Annotated in this window: 15 protein-coding genes and 1 tRNA gene; 3 read left to right on the top strand and 13 right to left on the bottom strand. The window is 35.5% G+C overall.

What is annotated here, in order from left to right; all coding sequences use genetic code 11:
* Positions 1-38: 38 nt before the first annotated feature.
* The 10 genes from ACUXVC_RS21495 to ACUXVC_RS21540 all read right to left on the bottom strand — a co-directional run bounded on the left by ACUXVC_RS21495 (position 39) and on the right by ACUXVC_RS21540 (position 12,161).
* Positions 39-2,393 (bottom strand): sugar phosphate nucleotidyltransferase, encoded by a 2,355-nt coding sequence (locus tag ACUXVC_RS21495; RefSeq protein ID WP_095690209.1) that lies wholly within the window; start codon positions 2,391-2,393, stop codon positions 39-41.
* Between the two features lie 340 nt (positions 2,394-2,733).
* A complete protein-coding gene (gene phoU / locus ACUXVC_RS21500; protein WP_000251246.1) occupies positions 2,734-3,390 on the bottom strand; it encodes a phosphate signaling complex protein PhoU in 657 nt (218 codons plus the stop codon).
* Positions 3,391-3,679: 289 nt separating this feature from the next.
* Complete coding sequence (pstB, locus tag ACUXVC_RS21505; RefSeq protein ID WP_095690208.1) at positions 3,680-4,495, bottom strand: phosphate ABC transporter ATP-binding protein; 816 nt, start codon at positions 4,493-4,495, stop codon at positions 3,680-3,682.
* Between the two features lie 28 nt (positions 4,496-4,523).
* The gene (gene pstA, locus ACUXVC_RS21510) at positions 4,524-5,390 is read right to left on the bottom strand and encodes a phosphate ABC transporter permease PstA (protein ID WP_095690207.1); all 867 of its coding nucleotides are present in this window, start codon (positions 5,388-5,390) and stop codon (positions 4,524-4,526) included.
* Between the two features lies 1 nt (position 5,391).
* Entirely contained in the window at positions 5,392-6,342 is a 951-nt protein-coding gene (pstC, locus tag ACUXVC_RS21515) for a phosphate ABC transporter permease subunit PstC (protein ID WP_016080273.1), read from the bottom strand.
* Positions 6,343-6,369: 27 nt separating this feature from the next.
* Positions 6,370-7,278 carry a PstS family phosphate ABC transporter substrate-binding protein gene (locus ACUXVC_RS21520; protein ID WP_375853030.1) on the bottom strand — a complete coding sequence of 303 codons (909 nt, stop codon included), beginning with the start codon at positions 7,276-7,278 and terminating at the stop codon, positions 6,370-6,372.
* 342 nt (positions 7,279-7,620) lie between these two features.
* Positions 7,621-9,750 carry a peptidoglycan D,D-transpeptidase FtsI family protein gene (locus ACUXVC_RS21525; protein ID WP_095690205.1) on the bottom strand — a complete coding sequence of 710 codons (2,130 nt, stop codon included), beginning with the start codon at positions 9,748-9,750 and terminating at the stop codon, positions 7,621-7,623.
* Between the two features lie 109 nt (positions 9,751-9,859).
* Positions 9,860-11,137, bottom strand: coding sequence for an MFS transporter (locus ACUXVC_RS21530; RefSeq protein WP_023523062.1), 1,278 nt, complete (start codon positions 11,135-11,137; stop codon positions 9,860-9,862).
* Positions 11,138-11,254: 117 nt separating this feature from the next.
* Entirely contained in the window at positions 11,255-11,866 is a 612-nt protein-coding gene (gene sodA / locus ACUXVC_RS21535; protein WP_001052031.1) for a superoxide dismutase [Mn], read from the bottom strand.
* Between the two features lie 221 nt (positions 11,867-12,087).
* Positions 12,088-12,161, bottom strand: a tRNA-Ile gene (locus tag ACUXVC_RS21540).
* Positions 12,162-12,403: 242 nt separating this feature from the next.
* On the opposite strand from ACUXVC_RS21540, the gene yqgB reads away from it, so the two are divergent.
* The 3 genes from yqgB (at position 12,404) to ispG (ending at position 14,861) form a co-directional block, all read left to right on the top strand.
* Positions 12,404-13,162 (top strand): protein YqgB, encoded by a 759-nt coding sequence (yqgB, locus tag ACUXVC_RS21545; protein WP_000021895.1) that lies wholly within the window; start codon positions 12,404-12,406, stop codon positions 13,160-13,162.
* Positions 13,163-13,227: 65 nt separating this feature from the next.
* Positions 13,228-13,593 carry a protein YqfZ gene (gene yqfZ, locus ACUXVC_RS21550; RefSeq protein WP_000825415.1) on the top strand — a complete coding sequence of 122 codons (366 nt, stop codon included), beginning with the start codon at positions 13,228-13,230 and terminating at the stop codon, positions 13,591-13,593.
* Positions 13,594-13,757: 164 nt separating this feature from the next.
* Positions 13,758-14,861 (top strand): flavodoxin-dependent (E)-4-hydroxy-3-methylbut-2-enyl-diphosphate synthase, encoded by a 1,104-nt coding sequence (gene ispG, locus ACUXVC_RS21555; protein ID WP_161114734.1) that lies wholly within the window; start codon positions 13,758-13,760, stop codon positions 14,859-14,861.
* A 79-nt stretch (positions 14,862-14,940) separates the two neighbouring features.
* Here ispG and ACUXVC_RS21560 read toward each other — a convergent pair whose 3' ends face one another.
* From ACUXVC_RS21560 to ACUXVC_RS21570, 3 genes are read right to left on the bottom strand one after another with little or no spacing between them, the layout of a single operon-like run.
* A complete protein-coding gene (locus ACUXVC_RS21560) occupies positions 14,941-15,354 on the bottom strand; it encodes a Fur family transcriptional regulator (protein WP_001054516.1) in 414 nt (137 codons plus the stop codon).
* A 13-nt stretch (positions 15,355-15,367) separates the two neighbouring features.
* Positions 15,368-16,201, bottom strand: coding sequence for a metal ABC transporter permease (locus ACUXVC_RS21565; protein ID WP_000613817.1), 834 nt, complete (start codon positions 16,199-16,201; stop codon positions 15,368-15,370).
* Positions 16,201-16,971 (bottom strand): metal ABC transporter ATP-binding protein, encoded by a 771-nt coding sequence (locus ACUXVC_RS21570; RefSeq protein WP_001059662.1) that lies wholly within the window; start codon positions 16,969-16,971, stop codon positions 16,201-16,203. Before ACUXVC_RS21570 ends, ACUXVC_RS21565 begins: the two co-directional genes overlap by 1 nt.
* Between the last annotated feature and the right edge of the window lie 121 nt (positions 16,972-17,092).

Genomic DNA, 17,092 nt, shown 5'->3' on the forward strand with positions numbered 1-17,092 from the left:
TCAGACTATACTATAATACCACTTTTAAAATAAAAATTCTACACCTTTTGATATTGTCTAATTTTTTCTATAAGATTTTTCATATTTTCCCTTGCTATTACTGGGTTTCTAGCATGTGAATACACTAAAAATTTTGGTTGTTTTGTGTCAGAAACGATATAAGACCACTCTTTTTCAGTATATTTGAACTGTACTCCTTCAAATATGCCTTCTCCCTTCCTTTCAATATCATCCAATAATTTCCTCATAATTTCCCCTTTTTCATTCCATGAACATACCACTTCATCATAAAGTAAATAGAGCGGAGGTGATTGCTCTACTATGCTGAGAAACGTTTTTCCTTGCAATGCTATTAGCTCAAATAATTTTCCAATTCGATATAAAATATCTCGCTTCCACCTTACTTGAAACGACTTCCTTTCATCCTGCGTATAAAAAAGAAGATAACATTCTCCTAATTTCAAAGACATTGGGTAAATATTTCCTGTAGATTCGAGTAAGAAATCTGGAATATCTACCTCTTCCAAATCTGTACCTTGGTAAATATTACTATGTTTATCGTATAACTCGAAATGATTTCCTTGCTCAGAAAACATAAGAGCCATATTTGCTTTACTTGATTTCATCAAAGCTTTCACATGATCTTTTTGTTCGCTTGCATAAATCCATGTAACTGTACAACCAAGTCTTTGTAGAAAGAGCATAAGTAAATGTTGCAACGTATCATTTCTCTTATTAATAAGAAGATGAAACTTCTGCATCTGTATTTTCTCGATATCAATATGCCCCAATATAACTTCTATATACTCATTCATAGAAACATGAACCAGCTTATTTCGCCCCATCTCTTTCTCATGCACGTAATAAAACAATTCGGACATATATACTTGTTCTATCTCTTTTTGCTGCTTATGCGTTAACGGCATGCCAGCTTGACCATACAACTTTATAACAATCTCATTCTCATTCTCCACTTGAATGAAAACCCCACCTGCACATTGCAAATGATGAACACTATATTGAAAAAGTGACTCGTTCATTTCTTTGCATTCCATCGTATGAATCCCTATACCATGAATAGCATGTAAAAATAAATTTTTATAAGAGGTTGTTTCTATATTTTCTTGACTTCCAATTAATATACTTTCTCCTTTTGTAAAAAGAGAGCCATACGCCATCGCAATCTTCACGATAAACTGGGGAGTAATTTCAACATTCCCTCTTCCTACAATGCGGCTTTTTTGTAACCACCCTGCACTCATTTCACTCTCTTGAATACCAGCCGCTCCTACTATCGAATGACTATCAATCGCCTTATAAGGCCATAGTTTTCCTTTTTGCTTAATTATCGTACTTCTCCCGATATGACAGTGATCCGCTACAATGCTTTTTTGAAACAGTGTAACGTCATCTTCAACTATTGTACGCTCTCCTATTGTCGTTTCTAATAGTTCACAATACTTTCCAATATGGGCATTTGCAAAAACAATACTTTTTTGAAGATGAGAATAATTTGAAACAATACTATTTTTTCCAATAATAGAATATGGCTCAATTACAGCTCCCGTACCAATCTTTGCTCCTTCTCCAATGAAAGAGGGGCCATGAATTTTTGTCCCTTTCCCAATCGTCACCCCTTCTCCCATCCATACCATCGGTAATACTTCCGTATAAGGAATAGGTACTTGTAACTTTTTCGTTAACAAATCAAATTGTGCTTGTCGATATTGATTAAATGTGCCGATATCTAACCAATAACCTTCTGACAAATATGCGAATAACACATTTTTGTTTGCCAATAACGGAAACACATCATGACTGAAATCAAAAAATTGTCTAGGCGGTATGTAAGAAAAGATTTCTGGCTCCATAATATATATGCCTGTATTCACAACATTAGATACTACCTCATTCCAGCCCGGCTTTTCTATATATCGTGTAACCTCCTGGTCTTTATTCATTACAACCAATCCAAATGAGAGTGGATTTTCTACTTCTTTCACAAACATTGTTACCATTCTTTTCTTTTGTTCATGAAACCTAATTCCTTCTGATAATTGAAAGTCAGTTAATGCATCCCCGCTTATTACAACAAATGTTTCATCTAAAAATTGTTCTGCTTGTTTAATACTCCCTGCTGTACCAAGCGGAGGAGAGTCTTCAAAATAATACAAGTTAACTCCCCATTTACTACCATCACCAAAATATCGCTTAATCGTCGTACTCATATATTGAACAGTAATTGCAATTTCACGAATACCATGCTGGCGTAATAACTCAATATTGTATTCTAAAACTGGTTTTTCTAATAATGGTAACATCGGCTTTGGAGTATTACATGTTAATGGTCTAAGGCGTCTTCCTTTTCCTCCAGCTAAAATAACCCCCTTCATATACTTCAGCCTCCACTTATATAATGTTCAGTAGCTCCATATACCATATGTATATTCTCTATCCCACATGAACTAGCAGCATAAACTTGATTAGTTAAACGAATCATCATTTAAAAGACCCTATAATTAAATTTCCCACCTATAAAAACGTACGTTTCAAACGACAAGAAAGCGCTTACTATTAATTGATAAATAATACTTATTAACGAACAACATATATACTAATTTTCCCATTACATTATGATACATCTTATCATCATAAACTAAAGGAAACAACGAGCTTTTTTTGTCATGTTTTGACTAAAAAAAGCAGGTGATTTCTCATCACCTACTTTCATTCCTACTCATTCAATAAATAATGCTTTCCTTTTACTAAATAAAATACATTTTCAGCAATGTTTGTAATATGGTCTGCTACACGCTCAATATATCTCGCCACAAATGATAATTGTGTAATTTGCGTAATTGCTTCTGGTTGTTCCGGAACTGAAGATATAAACTCACGAATTGCTTTTCCATATATTTCATCAACGGAATCATCCATTTCAGCAATTTGTTTCGCGAAAGTTAAATTTTCTTGCTCATATGCTTCTAACGCTAAATGCAACATCTTATTTGCAACCGCAAACATTTCATCCAGGTTGTGCAAACTAACAGCCACTTCTTTTTCCCCAAGACGAATTGTAGCCTTTGCAATATTAACAGCATGATCTGCAATACGCTCTAAATCTGTCGCTGTTTTAATTGAAATAAAGATCCTTCTTAAGTCACTTGCTACAGGTTGCTGCTTCGTAATGAGCATAAGCGCAAGATCGTTTATTTCCTCTTCTAAATTATCCATACGGTAATCACCATCAATGACCTCTAACGCTTTCTCTACATCCCTTGTATGCAGACCTTCCATAGCAATCAATAAAGCCGCATTTGCTAATTCGCCAAGCTCAATCACCTTTTGCTGTAACACTTTTAAATCACCTTGAAACTGTTCTCTTACCATTTTTTCTTCCCCCTCAATATTATGTGCCATTATATACAAAGTGAAACTTTAATCACTCCTCATCAATCGGGCTTTTACAGGCCGCCCGCCCACCTAACTTCTTTACTTTTGCTGAATTTTGAGGTGAGGTCTTACTGCCCGCAAATAGCGGGATAAATCTCCTACATAACCTCTTACGCTTGTAATAAACCTTAAGATAAAGAGAAGGTATTACTTCCCTATTAAAGTGAGATAAAAATAAGAAATGCCCTCTGTTAAGAGGGCATTTTCTCTTAGCTTTGCAATGATATCAACCAAAGCGACCTGTAATATAATCTTCTGTACGCTTATCTGAAGGCGTCGTAAATAATTTGTTTGTATCTGTATACTCCACAACTTCCCCGCTTAAGAAGAAAGCGGTTTTGTCTGAAATACGCGCTGCTTGTTGCATATTATGCGTTACGATAACAATACTAAAGTCTTTCTTTAACTCTTGAATTAATTCTTCTACTTTTAATGTTGAAATTGGATCTAGTGCCGATGTTGGCTCATCCATTAAAATAACATCTGGCTCAATAGCTAAGCAACGTGCGATGCATAGACGCTGTTGCTGTCCACCAGATAAACCGTATGCATTATCGTGCAAACGATCTTTTAACTCATCCCAAATCGCTGCTCCGCGTAAACTTTTCTCAACAATTTCATCTAATGTCTTTTTGTCACGGATACCATGGATTTTTGGACCGTATGCTACATTCTCATAAATAGATTTTGGAAATGGATTTGGCTTTTGGAACACCATTCCTACGTGCGTTCTTAATTCTTCAACTGGATATGATTTATCAAATATATTGCGTTCTCTATATTCAATTATACCTGTAGTTCGAACGATCGGTACTAACTCTACCATGCGATTTAACGTTTTTAAGTACGTTGATTTACCACAGCCACTTGGACCGATAATTGCTGTAACTTCATTCTCATGAATACTTAAATTAATATCTTTTAAAGCATGGTCTTCCCCATACCATAAATTTAAGTTTTTCGTATCAAATACTACTTTCTTTGGCGCAGTCTCGATTTTCTCTTCGTTTTTCACCTGTACATTTACTACTGTTGCTACCATTTGAATTCCCCTTTCATCCACTTCCAACTTATTTTCGATTTCGTAACCATAAAACAAATATATTGATAAATAGCAACAAACCTAACAAAACAATCATCCCAGCTGCTGCTACATACTGAAATTCTTCTTGTGGCCTACTCATCCAATTAAAAATTTGAATTGGTAAAACTGTAAATCTATCAAACATACTAAATGGAACATAATTTGCAAACGCAAGTGCCCCAATAACTAATAGTGGTGCTGCTTCTCCAATTGCTCTTGATATCGCTAACGTACAGCCCGTTATAATACCCGGGAAAGCATATGGCAATACAATTTGATACATCGTTTGCCACTTCGTAGCACCTAATCCGTAAGAACCCTCTAATAATGCACTTGGTACTGATCGGATTGCTTCTTGACTCGCCACAACAACTGTTGGTAAGACGAGTAAACTCATCGTCAGTGCTGCTGCAACTATACTCTCTCCTAAATGAAGAGCATATACAAAAATAGTTAAACCAAGCAATCCAAATACAACGGATGGTACTCCTGCTAACGTTTGATTATTAATCTCTACTATTTTTTTAAATAGAGATTCCTTCGCATATTGCTCTAAATAAAGGGCTGTTCCAACTCCAAATATAAAAGAAACAGGTATAACAATACTCATAAATAATATTGTCCCTGACAAAGCTGCAGCAATACCAGCTTCTTTCGGATTACGTGAAGCGAAATTTGTAAAGAAATCTATTGAAAGATAACTTATACCTTTTTCAACAATTTGAAACAGTAACACAAACAAAATTACGATTGAAAATAAAATCGCTATATAAAATAACAATTTGTAAATTCGATCTTTTAAAAAGCGTGATACCATGTTTTTTTGTATTTTTTTATGATTCAACATCCGCATATTATGTCATCCTCCTAAAACGGCGCATAATTGACTGCGAAATGATGTTCATAATAAAAGTAAACAAAAATAATGTTGCACCTACAGCATACATGCTGTAATACGTAATCGTTCCATGCGGAGCATCACCTAAACTTACTTGCACAATATAGGCTGTTAACGTTTGAATAGAATGTGTCGGATCAAGCGATACATTTGGTGTGGATCCTGCCGCAATTACAACAATCATCGTTTCACCAATTGCACGCGAAGCCGCTAATATAATTGCTGCCATAATCCCTGTAAAAGCGGACGGAAACACCACTTGTTTTACCATTTCAAACCGCGTCGCTCCGAGTGCTAATGAAGCTTCTTTCGTCCCTTTCGCCACAGCTCTCATCGCGTCTTCAGATAGAGATGCAACTGTAGGCATCATCATAAATCCGATAACGATTCCTGGGCTAATCGCATTAAAAAACTGTAAATCTGGTATAATCCTTTGTAAAAGCGGCGTAACAATTGTTAATGCAAAAAAACCATATACAATTGTCGGGATACCTGCTAATAGCTCTAACATCGGCTTTAATATTTTCCGTGCACTATTTGAAGCATATTCGCTTAAAAATACGGCACACGCTAAACCAATAGGAATTGCTACAAACATAGCGATTGCTGTTACAAGGAAGGTTCCACATATAAGTGGTAATATACCGAATTTAGGATTTTCAAAAAACGGTAACCATTCTTTTTCCGTCAAAAAGGAGTACAATGATATTTTTTGAAAAAACATGATTGTTTCATTAGAGAGCGTAAAAACAATTCCAAGTGTCGTAGCAATAGAAACGCTAGCAATTATTTTTAGTAACAAAGGCATTATTCGATTGATTCGCTGCGTTTTTTTTCTTTGTTTTGTATTTCTTTCAATCAAATGTTGTACAGAAAATGTAATTTGACTTTTGTCATTATGAGCCAAAGATGAAAACCCCTTTCCACCCTGACATTACCTTTTTATTTCTGTTAACATACGCAGCTGTTCATTGTATTTTTCTTTTCGTAATTTTACATACCCGACCTCTTCAGCGAGGTTACCAACATGCTGAATCATAAACTCAACATAGTTTGCTACATTCATTTTATTTCGGATAGATGCATTATTCACATAAGTAAGTAGCGGCCTAGATAACGGCTTATACTTACCTGACTGAATGGTCTCTTTCGTCGGAAATACACCATTCACTTTTATTGCTTTCACCTTATCTCGATTAGCCATATAATAAGCATATCCTACAAAAGCAATGGCATGTTTATCATTCATTACCCCTTGCATAATAACTTGATCATCTTCAGACAAAGAGACCTTTTTTACAATGCGATGATTTTGTAAGATGACATTTTGAAAATAATCATAAGTACCAGAGTCTACGCCTGGTGCATAAAACTTCACTTGTTCACGTGGCCATGTTGAATGAATTTGTGACCATCGCTTCTCTCTTCCATCTTCACTCCACAGTAAACGTAACTCGTCTACTGACATATCGTCTACCCATGTATTGTGCCGATTCACAACGATTGTAAGACCATCGTTAGCGACCTCAAAAGGTGTGAACTGAATAGAGTTTTTCTTCATCTCACTTTTCTCGACTTGTTTCATTACTCTCGAAGCATTATTTATATCTACTTCTCCTTTACTGAAACGATTAAATCCTCCTCCAGTTCCAGAAACACTGATGGAAATTTTCACGTCTGGATGCACCTTTGTATATTCCTCCGCTACTGCTTCTATAATAGGAAAAACCGTTGAGGATCCATCAACTCTCACTTCTCCCATATCATTTAAAGCAAATGCAGTAGACATTTCAAAACAGAGGAACCATATCGATAGTACGAAAATTATAATCGGTGTACGCATCCATTTCACGTGTTCTTCCTCCTAGAAGTAACCGGAAATAACAGGATTACAGATATAAGAATACTGCTAAACTATTAATTCGGTTTTAATTGTTTGTAAAAGTTTTGTAAAGTTCCACATAAATCAACATACGGTACAATTTTAATTCAGTAGTAGCTATTCATTTCCTCTGATGATTTCCCTATAAAATATTTATCCCCTATCCCACCATATACAAGTATCATTTATACGGCCGCGTTTTTTTTCAATGTTGTATACTTGTCCACATTTATTACACGATATGCATAAACCATAAAAAAAAGCACACTATCTTTTCAGATAGTGTGCTTTTTTAAAATTTTTTTATTCATCATCTTGATCTTTATTTTTATTGTTTTTATCATCTTTTGGAGCTTCACCATTTACTTCTTGGTTTTTTAAATCAAAGTAGGCGTCCATAATTTCACGACCAATATATCCATTAATACCAGTCTTATCATCATGTACCCATGGAACAACAACAGAGAATGCTACTTCTGGATCTTCAAGTGGCGCATAACCTACTAATGTTAAGTTATATGTTTCCACACGTTCACCATTTGCCTTTCTACCAATCTCTTTATCTCCGCCATACACAGTTTGCGCGGTACCTGTCTTCCCTGCCGCTTTATATTTTGCACCTGTAAAGTATTTGGTAGCTGTACCACCTGAATCATTATACACTTGTCTAAATCCTTCTTGAACACGTTTAATTTGCGATTCTGGCATATCAACACGATTTAATACTTTCGGTTCCATAGATTGAACAACTTTCCCAACTTCATCTGGTTTCACTGCCGGTTGACGAATTTCTTTTACAACTTGTGGTTGCATACGATATCCACCATTGGCAATCGTCGAAATATATTGCGCTAATTGAAGCGGTGTATACGTATCATACTGTCCAATTGATAAATCTAGTAAGAAACCTGGTTGACTACCTCTCCCCATCTGACCAGCAGATTCATTCGGTAAATCAATTCCTGTTTTTACACCAAGTCCAAACTGTCCGAAATAATAACGCATCGTATCAAATGCTTTTTGAGGTATATCTAACGTACCACCTCTCACATACTGAACACCGGCGATATTCATCGCTGTTTTAAACATATAAACGTTAGAAGACATTTTTAAAGCTGTAAGGTCATTAATATATCCCATCGTTTTCCAAGATGACTTCGTAGGTGTACCTTTTAATTTAATTGGTTCATCCAATTGTACTGAACCTGGTTGAATCGCACCAGTTTGATATCCAGTAAGTACTGTTGCACCTTTTACAGTTGACCCCATCGGATAAGAACTTGTCATGGTACCTAATGCAAAGTCATTTACTTTCGTTTGACCATCTTCGTTAACTAATTGTTTCCCAGCCATAGATAAAACTTCACCATTTTTTGGGTTCATCATTACAACGAATGCGCGATCTAAAAGAGGTTCGCTTCCTTTAAATCTCATTAAATTCTTCGTAAGAATATCCTCCACGCGCTTTTGTAATTCCATATCAATCGTTAAATTCAGGTCATTACCACTTTGTCCTTTTGATACATTAATCGTTTCTAAAATATTACCGTTTTTATCTGTAACATTTCTAACTTCTGCTTTCGTACCGTGCAGACTATCTTCATACTGTTGTTCAAGATAACTTTTTCCTACTCGGTCATTTCGATTATAATCACGAACAAGATAGTAATCTAGTCTTTCTCTTGGTAAACCTTCGTCAGAAGTTGTTACACCACCAAGTACACTTCGGAACAAATCACCATCATATGCATATTTTCGTTCCCAATCAACACTTGTATCTACTCCCGGCAATTGCGCTAAATTTTCACTAATAATCGCATATTCTTCATCTGTTGCATTTTTCTTAAGAACTTGAGGTGTCATTGCATATCCGCCATCCATCTTACTCTTAATCGCTAGTATTTCTAGATCTTTTGCGGATAATTGATTAATCTCTTCTTCTGTTACACGACTGCGCTGACGCTCGTCTAATTCTTTATCATCAATTTTTTTATCTTTAAACTCTTGACGATCTTTATTCGTAATTTTTTCTTTAGCTTCCTCTTTATGCATAGCAAGCCAATAATCTTTTTTATCGCGATCTGTTAATTTATCTGTCGGTACTTCAATCAAATCTGCTAGCTTTTTCGCTGTTTCTAAGCGATCCTCTGCAGTTGATCCTTTCATTTTTGTAAATGTAATAGTACGAATGGCTGCATTATCTACTACAGATCGCCCATAACGGTCAAATATTTTCCCACGCGGTACAGGATTACTTATCGTTGAGTTTTCTTTCTTCTCCACTTCATTCTTATATTCTTCACCGCGAACAATTTGTACATATCCGAGCCTTACAATAACCGCGGAGAACATTAAAAACACGCAGAAAAACAGCACGTTTAACCGAAAAGGAACGTGGGTCTTTTTCTTATTTTGCTTCTGCTTCTTGCTCATACAAACCCCCTCTACCAACAGCTATGTAATGTGAAAGGGACACCTTCATACAGGTGTCCTCACTGCTGTCTTACATCTTTTTCTATTCTAGCATAAAACAAACGAGAAGTTAACCTTCTGGTTCAGTTTGGTTTTGCGCGTTTCCTTGCGTTACAACACTTGTTTTACTCGCATTTCCCTCATCATATTTGACATTTTTAACTGCAAAATAAATAAGAAAATGTCCAGCACCTAAAATACATAATAAGTAAGGTAAACTTTTTTCAGGTGGAAAGAATAGTACAGCACATAAAAAACTTAAAATGGAACAGATTCTTCCGGCGTTTAACCACAGCTCCCGAACAACGACATATTCCACACGCCATTCTCTCGCATTTTTCGCTCTACCAATTACGTCATATGTCATTGATCCATACGGAACAAGTAAAATAGGATATGCAATCGCAATACATGCCGCATAAATAAGTAATTTCGTGTATGTAACATTGAAAATAACTAAAAAGACGACAGCATATAAAATAATGCCTCCAAGTAAAATTGCTTTTTTTCGCCACTCCTTCTTTAACATACGAGCAACTAAGTAATAACATACAAAGGATACAGCAGAGTTCACTAAACTATATTTCCCTAATGCGAACTCACTATTAGTTGCTAAATAAACATATACTGAAATGACAAAAATAAACGTTCCTTCTCTCAATCCTTGGAAAAAATGAGCTCGTGTAATCTTTCCCCAGTTTTTATCAATCCGTCGTTCTTTCAATACTTGCACGATTTCATAACGCCCTTCACATTCTCTTTTAGATAAAAAGAAGCTTAAGACGACAGCAATTGCAAATAGAACTAATGAAAGAAAGAATATAACAGTATAACCACTCCATTTCTCCATACGTGAAATTGTGTATCCTGCTGCTATTGGTCCGATCATCCCAGAGAAGGATGTAAGAAGTCCAAGAAACCCATTAAAGAAATCTCTTGTTTCTGGTTCTGTAATTTCAAATGTCAATAAGTTAAAAGCCAACCAGTAAAAACCGTATCCTACTCCTAAAAGAGCCCCCATTAATAAAATATACTGAGAAGCACTTTTCCCCGCTACTAAGACAACAATAAAAAAAATTGCGAGCGTTCCTACTCCTATTCGTAATAAAATCGAGCGATCGATACGTTTCGCTAATTTTCCCCCTACAAGAAATGTGAGAGGCTGTAATATAACGCTGGCCAAATTATACAAGCCAAGATTCACATAATTTTGTGTTTGTTTCCATAAATAAATATTTACAAACGTATTCGATAAAGAAATTGCGAGCGTGTATAAACCTCCTATAAGGAGCAATAACACTAAATCCCGATTCACTTCAACGTCACCAATTATATGTTTCCACTTCATACACAACTCTCCTTTACTTCATGTTCTAGTCTTCCAAAGACAAGCCCAATTATGTAAAAGGAAAGCATAGAAAAAAGCTAGGGGTTCTCCCCTAGCTTTTTTCTATATTTATTACAATTATTTTGCTTCTTGGTAACGTTTTTCAGCAGCGTTCCAATCTACAACGTTCCAGAATGCACCGATGTAGTCTGGACGACGGTTTTGGTAGTTTAAGTAGTAAGCATGCTCCCAAACATCTAAACCGATAACTGGCGTTTTACCTTCAGTTAAAGGAGAATCTTGGTTTGGAGTGCTTGTTACTTCTAACTCACCATTGTTTACTACTAACCAAGCCCAACCAGAACCGAAGCGAGTTGCGCCAGCTTTTGCGAATTCTTCTTTGAATGCATCGAAGCTACCGAATTTTGCTTCAATTGCAGTTGCAAGTTCACCTACAGGTTGTCCTCCGCCGTTTGGAGATAGGATTGTCCAGAAGAATGTATGGTTAGCATGTCCGCCACCATTGTTACGTACTGCTGTACGGATTGCTTCTGGTACTTCGTTTAAGTTTGCAACTAATTCTTCTACGCTTTTGTCAGCTAATTCTGCATGACCTTCTAAAGCAGCGTTTAAGTTTGTAATGTACGTGTTGTGATGTTTTGTATGATGGATGTTCATTGTTTCTTTGTCAAAGTGAGGCTCTAAAGCATCATACGCATAAGGTAAATTTGGTAATTCGTGTTTTGCCATTGTTATATTCCTCCCAGTTTATGTATTGCCACTTAAGTGACATACAACTTCATTCTACCCTAATTGCCATAGGGTGCAAACAAATAAATCACATTGTCTTGCTATCATTAAAGTAGCAAAATTCCCACTTCTTTTCAATTAAAATGCTCATATATTCCGTAAAAAAAGCTTCCTTCTACAAGGAAGCTTCCTGCTAACATAATAAACATGCGAAATGGATATGGACCCTGTAGGACTCGAACCTACGACCGGACGGTTATGAGCCGTCTGCTCTAACCAGCTGAGCTAAGGGTCCACAATTATGTATGTAACAACATATCAAATAAAGGAATTCCTATCGGATATGCCCTTTAAGAAATGTAAGATAAATTTACCATATAGAAAAGAAAAGTGTCAATTGTATTTTTCTTATTTAAAAGAAGAAAGTTAATAAAAAGAAATTTAGTTATCTCCACTATATGTAAATATAATATATCTTGAGATTCTCTAGATTCCTACGTTACAATGATTTTATACATACATAAAGGAAGTGAATCTATGTCCATATTTACCCAATTCGTAAAAAGCATATACTCGCCTAAAGATATGGCGCTATTCCGTTTTCAAAAAATCGGTAAAACCATTTTGTATATTATGCTACTTTGCTTAATTACTACTATTCCAAGAACTTTTTTGTACGGTAGTTTTATCCAAGATGGTGTAGGCATGGTAAATCAAGTCATCGATAAAGATTTACCTGATTTTAAAATTGAAAATGGCGAACTAAAAGCCGATATTGATCAGCCTATTGAAAAAGAAGAAGGAAATGCACTTTTCGTATTTGATCCAAATTCAACAGACCTAGAAAAATATCAAAATAAAACAGGTTTATTTGTTTTAAAAGATAAAGTAGTCTCTATGGGAAATGGTCAAACACAAACGTATTCTTATAACGATTTGTTAGGTGCATCTCTTGAGAAAAAAGATCTACAAGAATTTATTTCTTTATTCGATAATATTTATCCAATTTTATTATTTGTTATTGGATTCTTAGTGTACCTATTCCAATTATTCATCACTTTTGTAGGCGTGACTTTACTTGCGTTCATCGGTTCTGCTATGAGCGGTCAACGTAAACTATCCTATAAACAAGTTTGGACACTAACTGCATACAGCTACACAATCCCAACCATTTTCTTCATGATTATGGATTTATTCAAAATCGTCGTACCTGGCGCAACATTCATTTATATCGCTGTTGTTTTAATCGTTCTATACTTAACGATTAAAGAGGTACCCCAACCGAAAGAAAAATAAAAAAATGCCTAAATAGGCATTTTTTTTTTGGACAAGCATATATTCCTAGCAAAGGAGTGAAGAATATGAAGAGGTTAGGTATATTCCTATTCGTGCTTGTTCTCGGTTATATATTTTATTACGATATAAAAATCGGTACTTTACCGATGTTAAGTTCATATAAAAAAACAACTGCTGCCCAAACGATTAAAAAAGAAAACACAGACAGCCAACAAAATAAAGAGAATAAAACAGAAAAAGAAACGGATACATCTTATAAAACAATTGAAGTAAAAACTGGCGAGACAGTTCTTTCTATTACAGAACAAATTAACAAGAAAAAAATTCCTTCCATAGAAAAAGTCATTGACGACTTTAAACAATTAAACAAAAGTACATCTGCTACAAAAATACAAATTGGAAAGTCTTATAAATTCCCGTTATATCAATAAGCCATCACTTAATCCTTGTCAATTACATAAAGGCGCTGATACAATAGTAAAAGTGAAACCGAGCACTTCGGTTTCTATAGCCCTATATCACGTATACTATCATTGATATGAGGGACTAAATAAGAAACTTCTTTTATAAGGAGAGCGATCTATTCGTGAATGAAATGACTCATCGTACAAAAACACGTCCAGTTAAAGTCGGTAATTTAACAATTGGCGGTAATAATGAATTAATTATACAAAGTATGACAACAACAAAAACACATGATGTTGAAGCAACAGTTGCTGAAATCAAGCGTTTAGAAGAAGCTGGCTGTCAAGTCGTCCGCGTTGCCGTTCCAGATGAACGCGCAGCTAATGCTATTGCTGATATAAAAAAACAAATCAACATTCCACTTGTTGCTGATATTCATTTTGATTATCGCCTTGCTTTAAAAGCAATTGAAGGTGGCATTGATAAAGTACGTATCAATCCAGGTAATATTGGTCGTCGCCATAAAGTAGAAGCTGTTGTAAATGCAGCAAAAGAGCGCGGTATTCCAATCCGTATTGGTGTAAACGCTGGTTCATTAGAGCGCCACATTTTAGAAAAGTACGGATACCCAACTGCTGATGGTATGGTTGAGAGCGCGCTACATCATATTAAAATTTTAGAGGACTTAGATTTCCACGATATTATCGTATCTATGAAAGCCTCTGATGTTAACTTAGCAATCGAAGCATACGAGAAAGCTGCTCGCGCTTTTGATTACCCATTACATTTAGGTATTACAGAATCTGGAACATTGTTTGCTGGAACTGTAAAAAGTGCCGCTGGTCTTGGAGCAATCTTAAGTAAAGGCATCGGAAATACACTACGTATTTCATTAAGTGCTGATCCAGTTGAAGAAGTAAAAGTTGCTCGTGAATTATTAAAATCATTCGGTCTTGCGTCTAACGCAGCGACACTTATCTCTTGTCCAACTTGTGGTCGTATTGAAATCGATTTAATTAGCATCGCTAACGAAGTGGAAGAATACATCTCTACACTTCAAGTACCAATTAAAGTTGCAGTACTTGGTTGCGCTGTAAATGGTCCTGGTGAAGCTCGTGAAGCTGATATCGGTATTGCTGGTGCACGTGGAGAGGGATTATTATTCCGTAAAGGGCAAGTCGTTCGTAAAGTACCAGAAGAAACAATGGTAGAAGAACTGAAAAAAGAAATCGACGTAATTGCTGCTGAAATGGCTGCTGAACGAGAAAAAGAAAAAGAGACACAAGAACAATAAAAAGAAGGTTGCCACAATATTTGTGAGCAACCTTCTTTTCTACGTAAAAAAGCTCGTCAGTTATATAACCGACGAGCTTTTACTTTGCACATTTTGGACAACGACCATATATTTCAAACTTATGACCCGTTACTTCATAACCAGTAAAGTCTTTATTCATAAAATCCATTGGGCAGGAAGTAATCTCTTTCGTCCCACCACAATCCAAACAAATAAAATGATGATGATGTTCCATAATAGAACAAGTGAAACGAAAATGTTTTTCACCATTTAATTCCGTTTGTTCTAAAACACCAATCTCAGCAAAAACTGTTAAGTTACGATAAATCGTATCAAAACTAAGCCCTGGATAATCGTCTTTCATATGCTCTAAAACGTCTTTCGCAGTTAAATAACGATTATGTGCTGCAAATAATCTGAGCATCTCTTCTCTTTTTCCAGTATGTTTGTATCCTTTTTCCTTCATTAGGCGTAAAGCTTCTGTTAGATTCATACCTATCCCTACTTTATGCAGTTTTTTTCTTCTTCCATAAAATCGCACCGATTAAAATAAGAACTGCTATCATAACAATTGTACCACCTGGTGCTAGATCAAGTTGATACGAAGCAAACATTCCACCAATTACTGCAATTTCACCAAATAAAATGGAAAAGAAAATTGTTTGTTTAAATCCTTTAGCAATACGAATACTTGCTGCAACTGGTAACGTCATTAATGATGATACGAGAAGGACCCCTACTACACGCATTGATACTGCAATGACAAGAGCAACTAATATAATGAAAATAAAGTGAATCCATTTCGCTCTTAAACCAGTTGATACTGCGTATTCCTCATCAAATGATAGTAGAAACAGCTCTTTATATAATAAAATAATTGTCGCAACAACAACAATTGCTACAATCCCAATAATAATTAAATCCGTACTTGTTACAGCACTGACACTACCAAATAAATAACTAAATAAGTCTGTGTTAAATCCATTTGCAAGTGAAATGAAAATAACTCCAACTCCCATCCCTGCCGAAAGGATAATTGGAATTGCTAATTCTTGATAGTGCTTATATACAGTTCTTAACTTTTCGATTAATAGCGCTCCACCAATTGAAAAAACCATCCCCATATATAAGGGGTTTAAAAATCCACCTGTAAAAATGGTTTTTTCAAGTAATAAACTTGCTGCAATACCTGATAACGTCACGTGACTTAATGCATCCGCAATAAGAGATAAACGACGAATAACAACAAACACACCTATTAGCGGTGCAACAAGTCCAATTAAAATACCTGCATATAAAGAATTACGTAAAAAGTCATATTGTAAAAAATCTTGTATCATTATATCCTCCCGTGATGCTCATGTTCGTGTTCTAAACGATGAACATGATGTCCATATAAGACGGACATTTCTGCATCTTCTAACTCTCGGAACTTCTCTACATTTCCATGGAAATGTAGATGTTGGTTTAGACATGCAACATGTGTTACTTTTTCGGTAACAGCTCCCATATCATGAGTAACAAGAATTAATGTGATCCCGAGCCTTTTGTTTAAATCCTCTAATATTTCGTAAAAACTTTCCACATTTTTTACATCGATTCCAACAGTAGGCTCGTCTAAAATAAGCAATTCAGGATCACTAACGAGCGCACGAGCAATAAATACACGCTGTTGCTGTCCACCAGAAAGCTCTCCAATATTACGACCTTGAAACTCACTCATCCCTACATCAGCAATTGCTTTTTCTACCTTTTTCTTATCCTCTTTTGTGAAAAAGCGAAAAAGCCCTTTTTTCGAAACAAGTCCCATTGACACAACTTCAGAAACAGTTGCTGGAAAACCAGAATTGAAACTATTTGCTTTTTGGGATACATAACCAACTTTATTCCATTCCTTAAACTTCTTACTATCAACGCCAAACACACGAATGCTTCCTTCTTTTGGCTTTAAAACGCCTAATAAACACTTAAGTAAAGTTGATTTACCTGAACCATTCGGTCCCACTAAACCTAAAAAAGCTCCCTTCGGAACTTGCAAATTAATATTTTCTAACACATTCCGATCTTCGTATCGGAATGTTAAACCTTCAATCTCTAATATATTATTCATAGCATCTCACCTATTTTAATTCAGAATGATTCCGATTTATATCTATTTGAATTATAGTACAGCTTATTATAGTTGTAAACCAATCTGCCTAAAATATATCTATTTTTTCAAGAAACCTTAC

This window comes from Bacillus sp. N6 (assembly GCF_052805735.1).

What these genes read in the sequence shown, in the direction of transcription:
- sodA (WP_001052031.1), bottom strand. Translation starts at nt 11,866, where the DNA reads ATGGCAAAACACGAATTACCAAATTTACCTTATGCGTATGATGCTTTA.
- yqgB (WP_000021895.1), top strand. Translation starts at nt 12,404, where the DNA reads ATGTCCATATTTACCCAATTCGTAAAAAGCATATACTCGCCTAAAGAT.
- pstB (WP_095690208.1), bottom strand. Translation starts at nt 4,495, where the DNA reads ATGGTAGCAACAGTAGTAAATGTACAGGTGAAAAACGAAGAGAAAATC.
- ACUXVC_RS21565 (WP_000613817.1), bottom strand. Translation starts at nt 16,201, where the DNA reads ATGATACAAGATTTTTTACAATATGACTTTTTACGTAATTCTTTATAT.
- ACUXVC_RS21520 (WP_375853030.1), bottom strand. Translation starts at nt 7,278, where the DNA reads ATGCGTACACCGATTATAATTTTCGTACTATCGATATGGTTCCTCTGT.
- ispG (WP_161114734.1), top strand. Translation starts at nt 13,758, where the DNA reads ATGACTCATCGTACAAAAACACGTCCAGTTAAAGTCGGTAATTTAACA.
- yqfZ (WP_000825415.1), top strand. Translation starts at nt 13,228, where the DNA reads ATGAAGAGGTTAGGTATATTCCTATTCGTGCTTGTTCTCGGTTATATA.
- ACUXVC_RS21495 (WP_095690209.1), bottom strand. Translation starts at nt 2,393, where the DNA reads ATGAAGGGGGTTATTTTAGCTGGAGGAAAAGGAAGACGCCTTAGACCA.
- ACUXVC_RS21570 (WP_001059662.1), bottom strand. Translation starts at nt 16,971, where the DNA reads ATGAATAATATATTAGAGATTGAAGGTTTAACATTCCGATACGAAGAT.
- pstA (WP_095690207.1), bottom strand. Translation starts at nt 5,390, where the DNA reads ATGCGGATGTTGAATCATAAAAAAATACAAAAAAACATGGTATCACGC.
- ACUXVC_RS21525 (WP_095690205.1), bottom strand. Translation starts at nt 9,750, where the DNA reads ATGAGCAAGAAGCAGAAGCAAAATAAGAAAAAGACCCACGTTCCTTTT.
- ACUXVC_RS21530 (WP_023523062.1), bottom strand. Translation starts at nt 11,137, where the DNA reads ATGAAGTGGAAACATATAATTGGTGACGTTGAAGTGAATCGGGATTTA.
- phoU (WP_000251246.1), bottom strand. Translation starts at nt 3,390, where the DNA reads ATGGTAAGAGAACAGTTTCAAGGTGATTTAAAAGTGTTACAGCAAAAG.
- ACUXVC_RS21560 (WP_001054516.1), bottom strand. Translation starts at nt 15,354, where the DNA reads ATGAATCTAACAGAAGCTTTACGCCTAATGAAGGAAAAAGGATACAAA.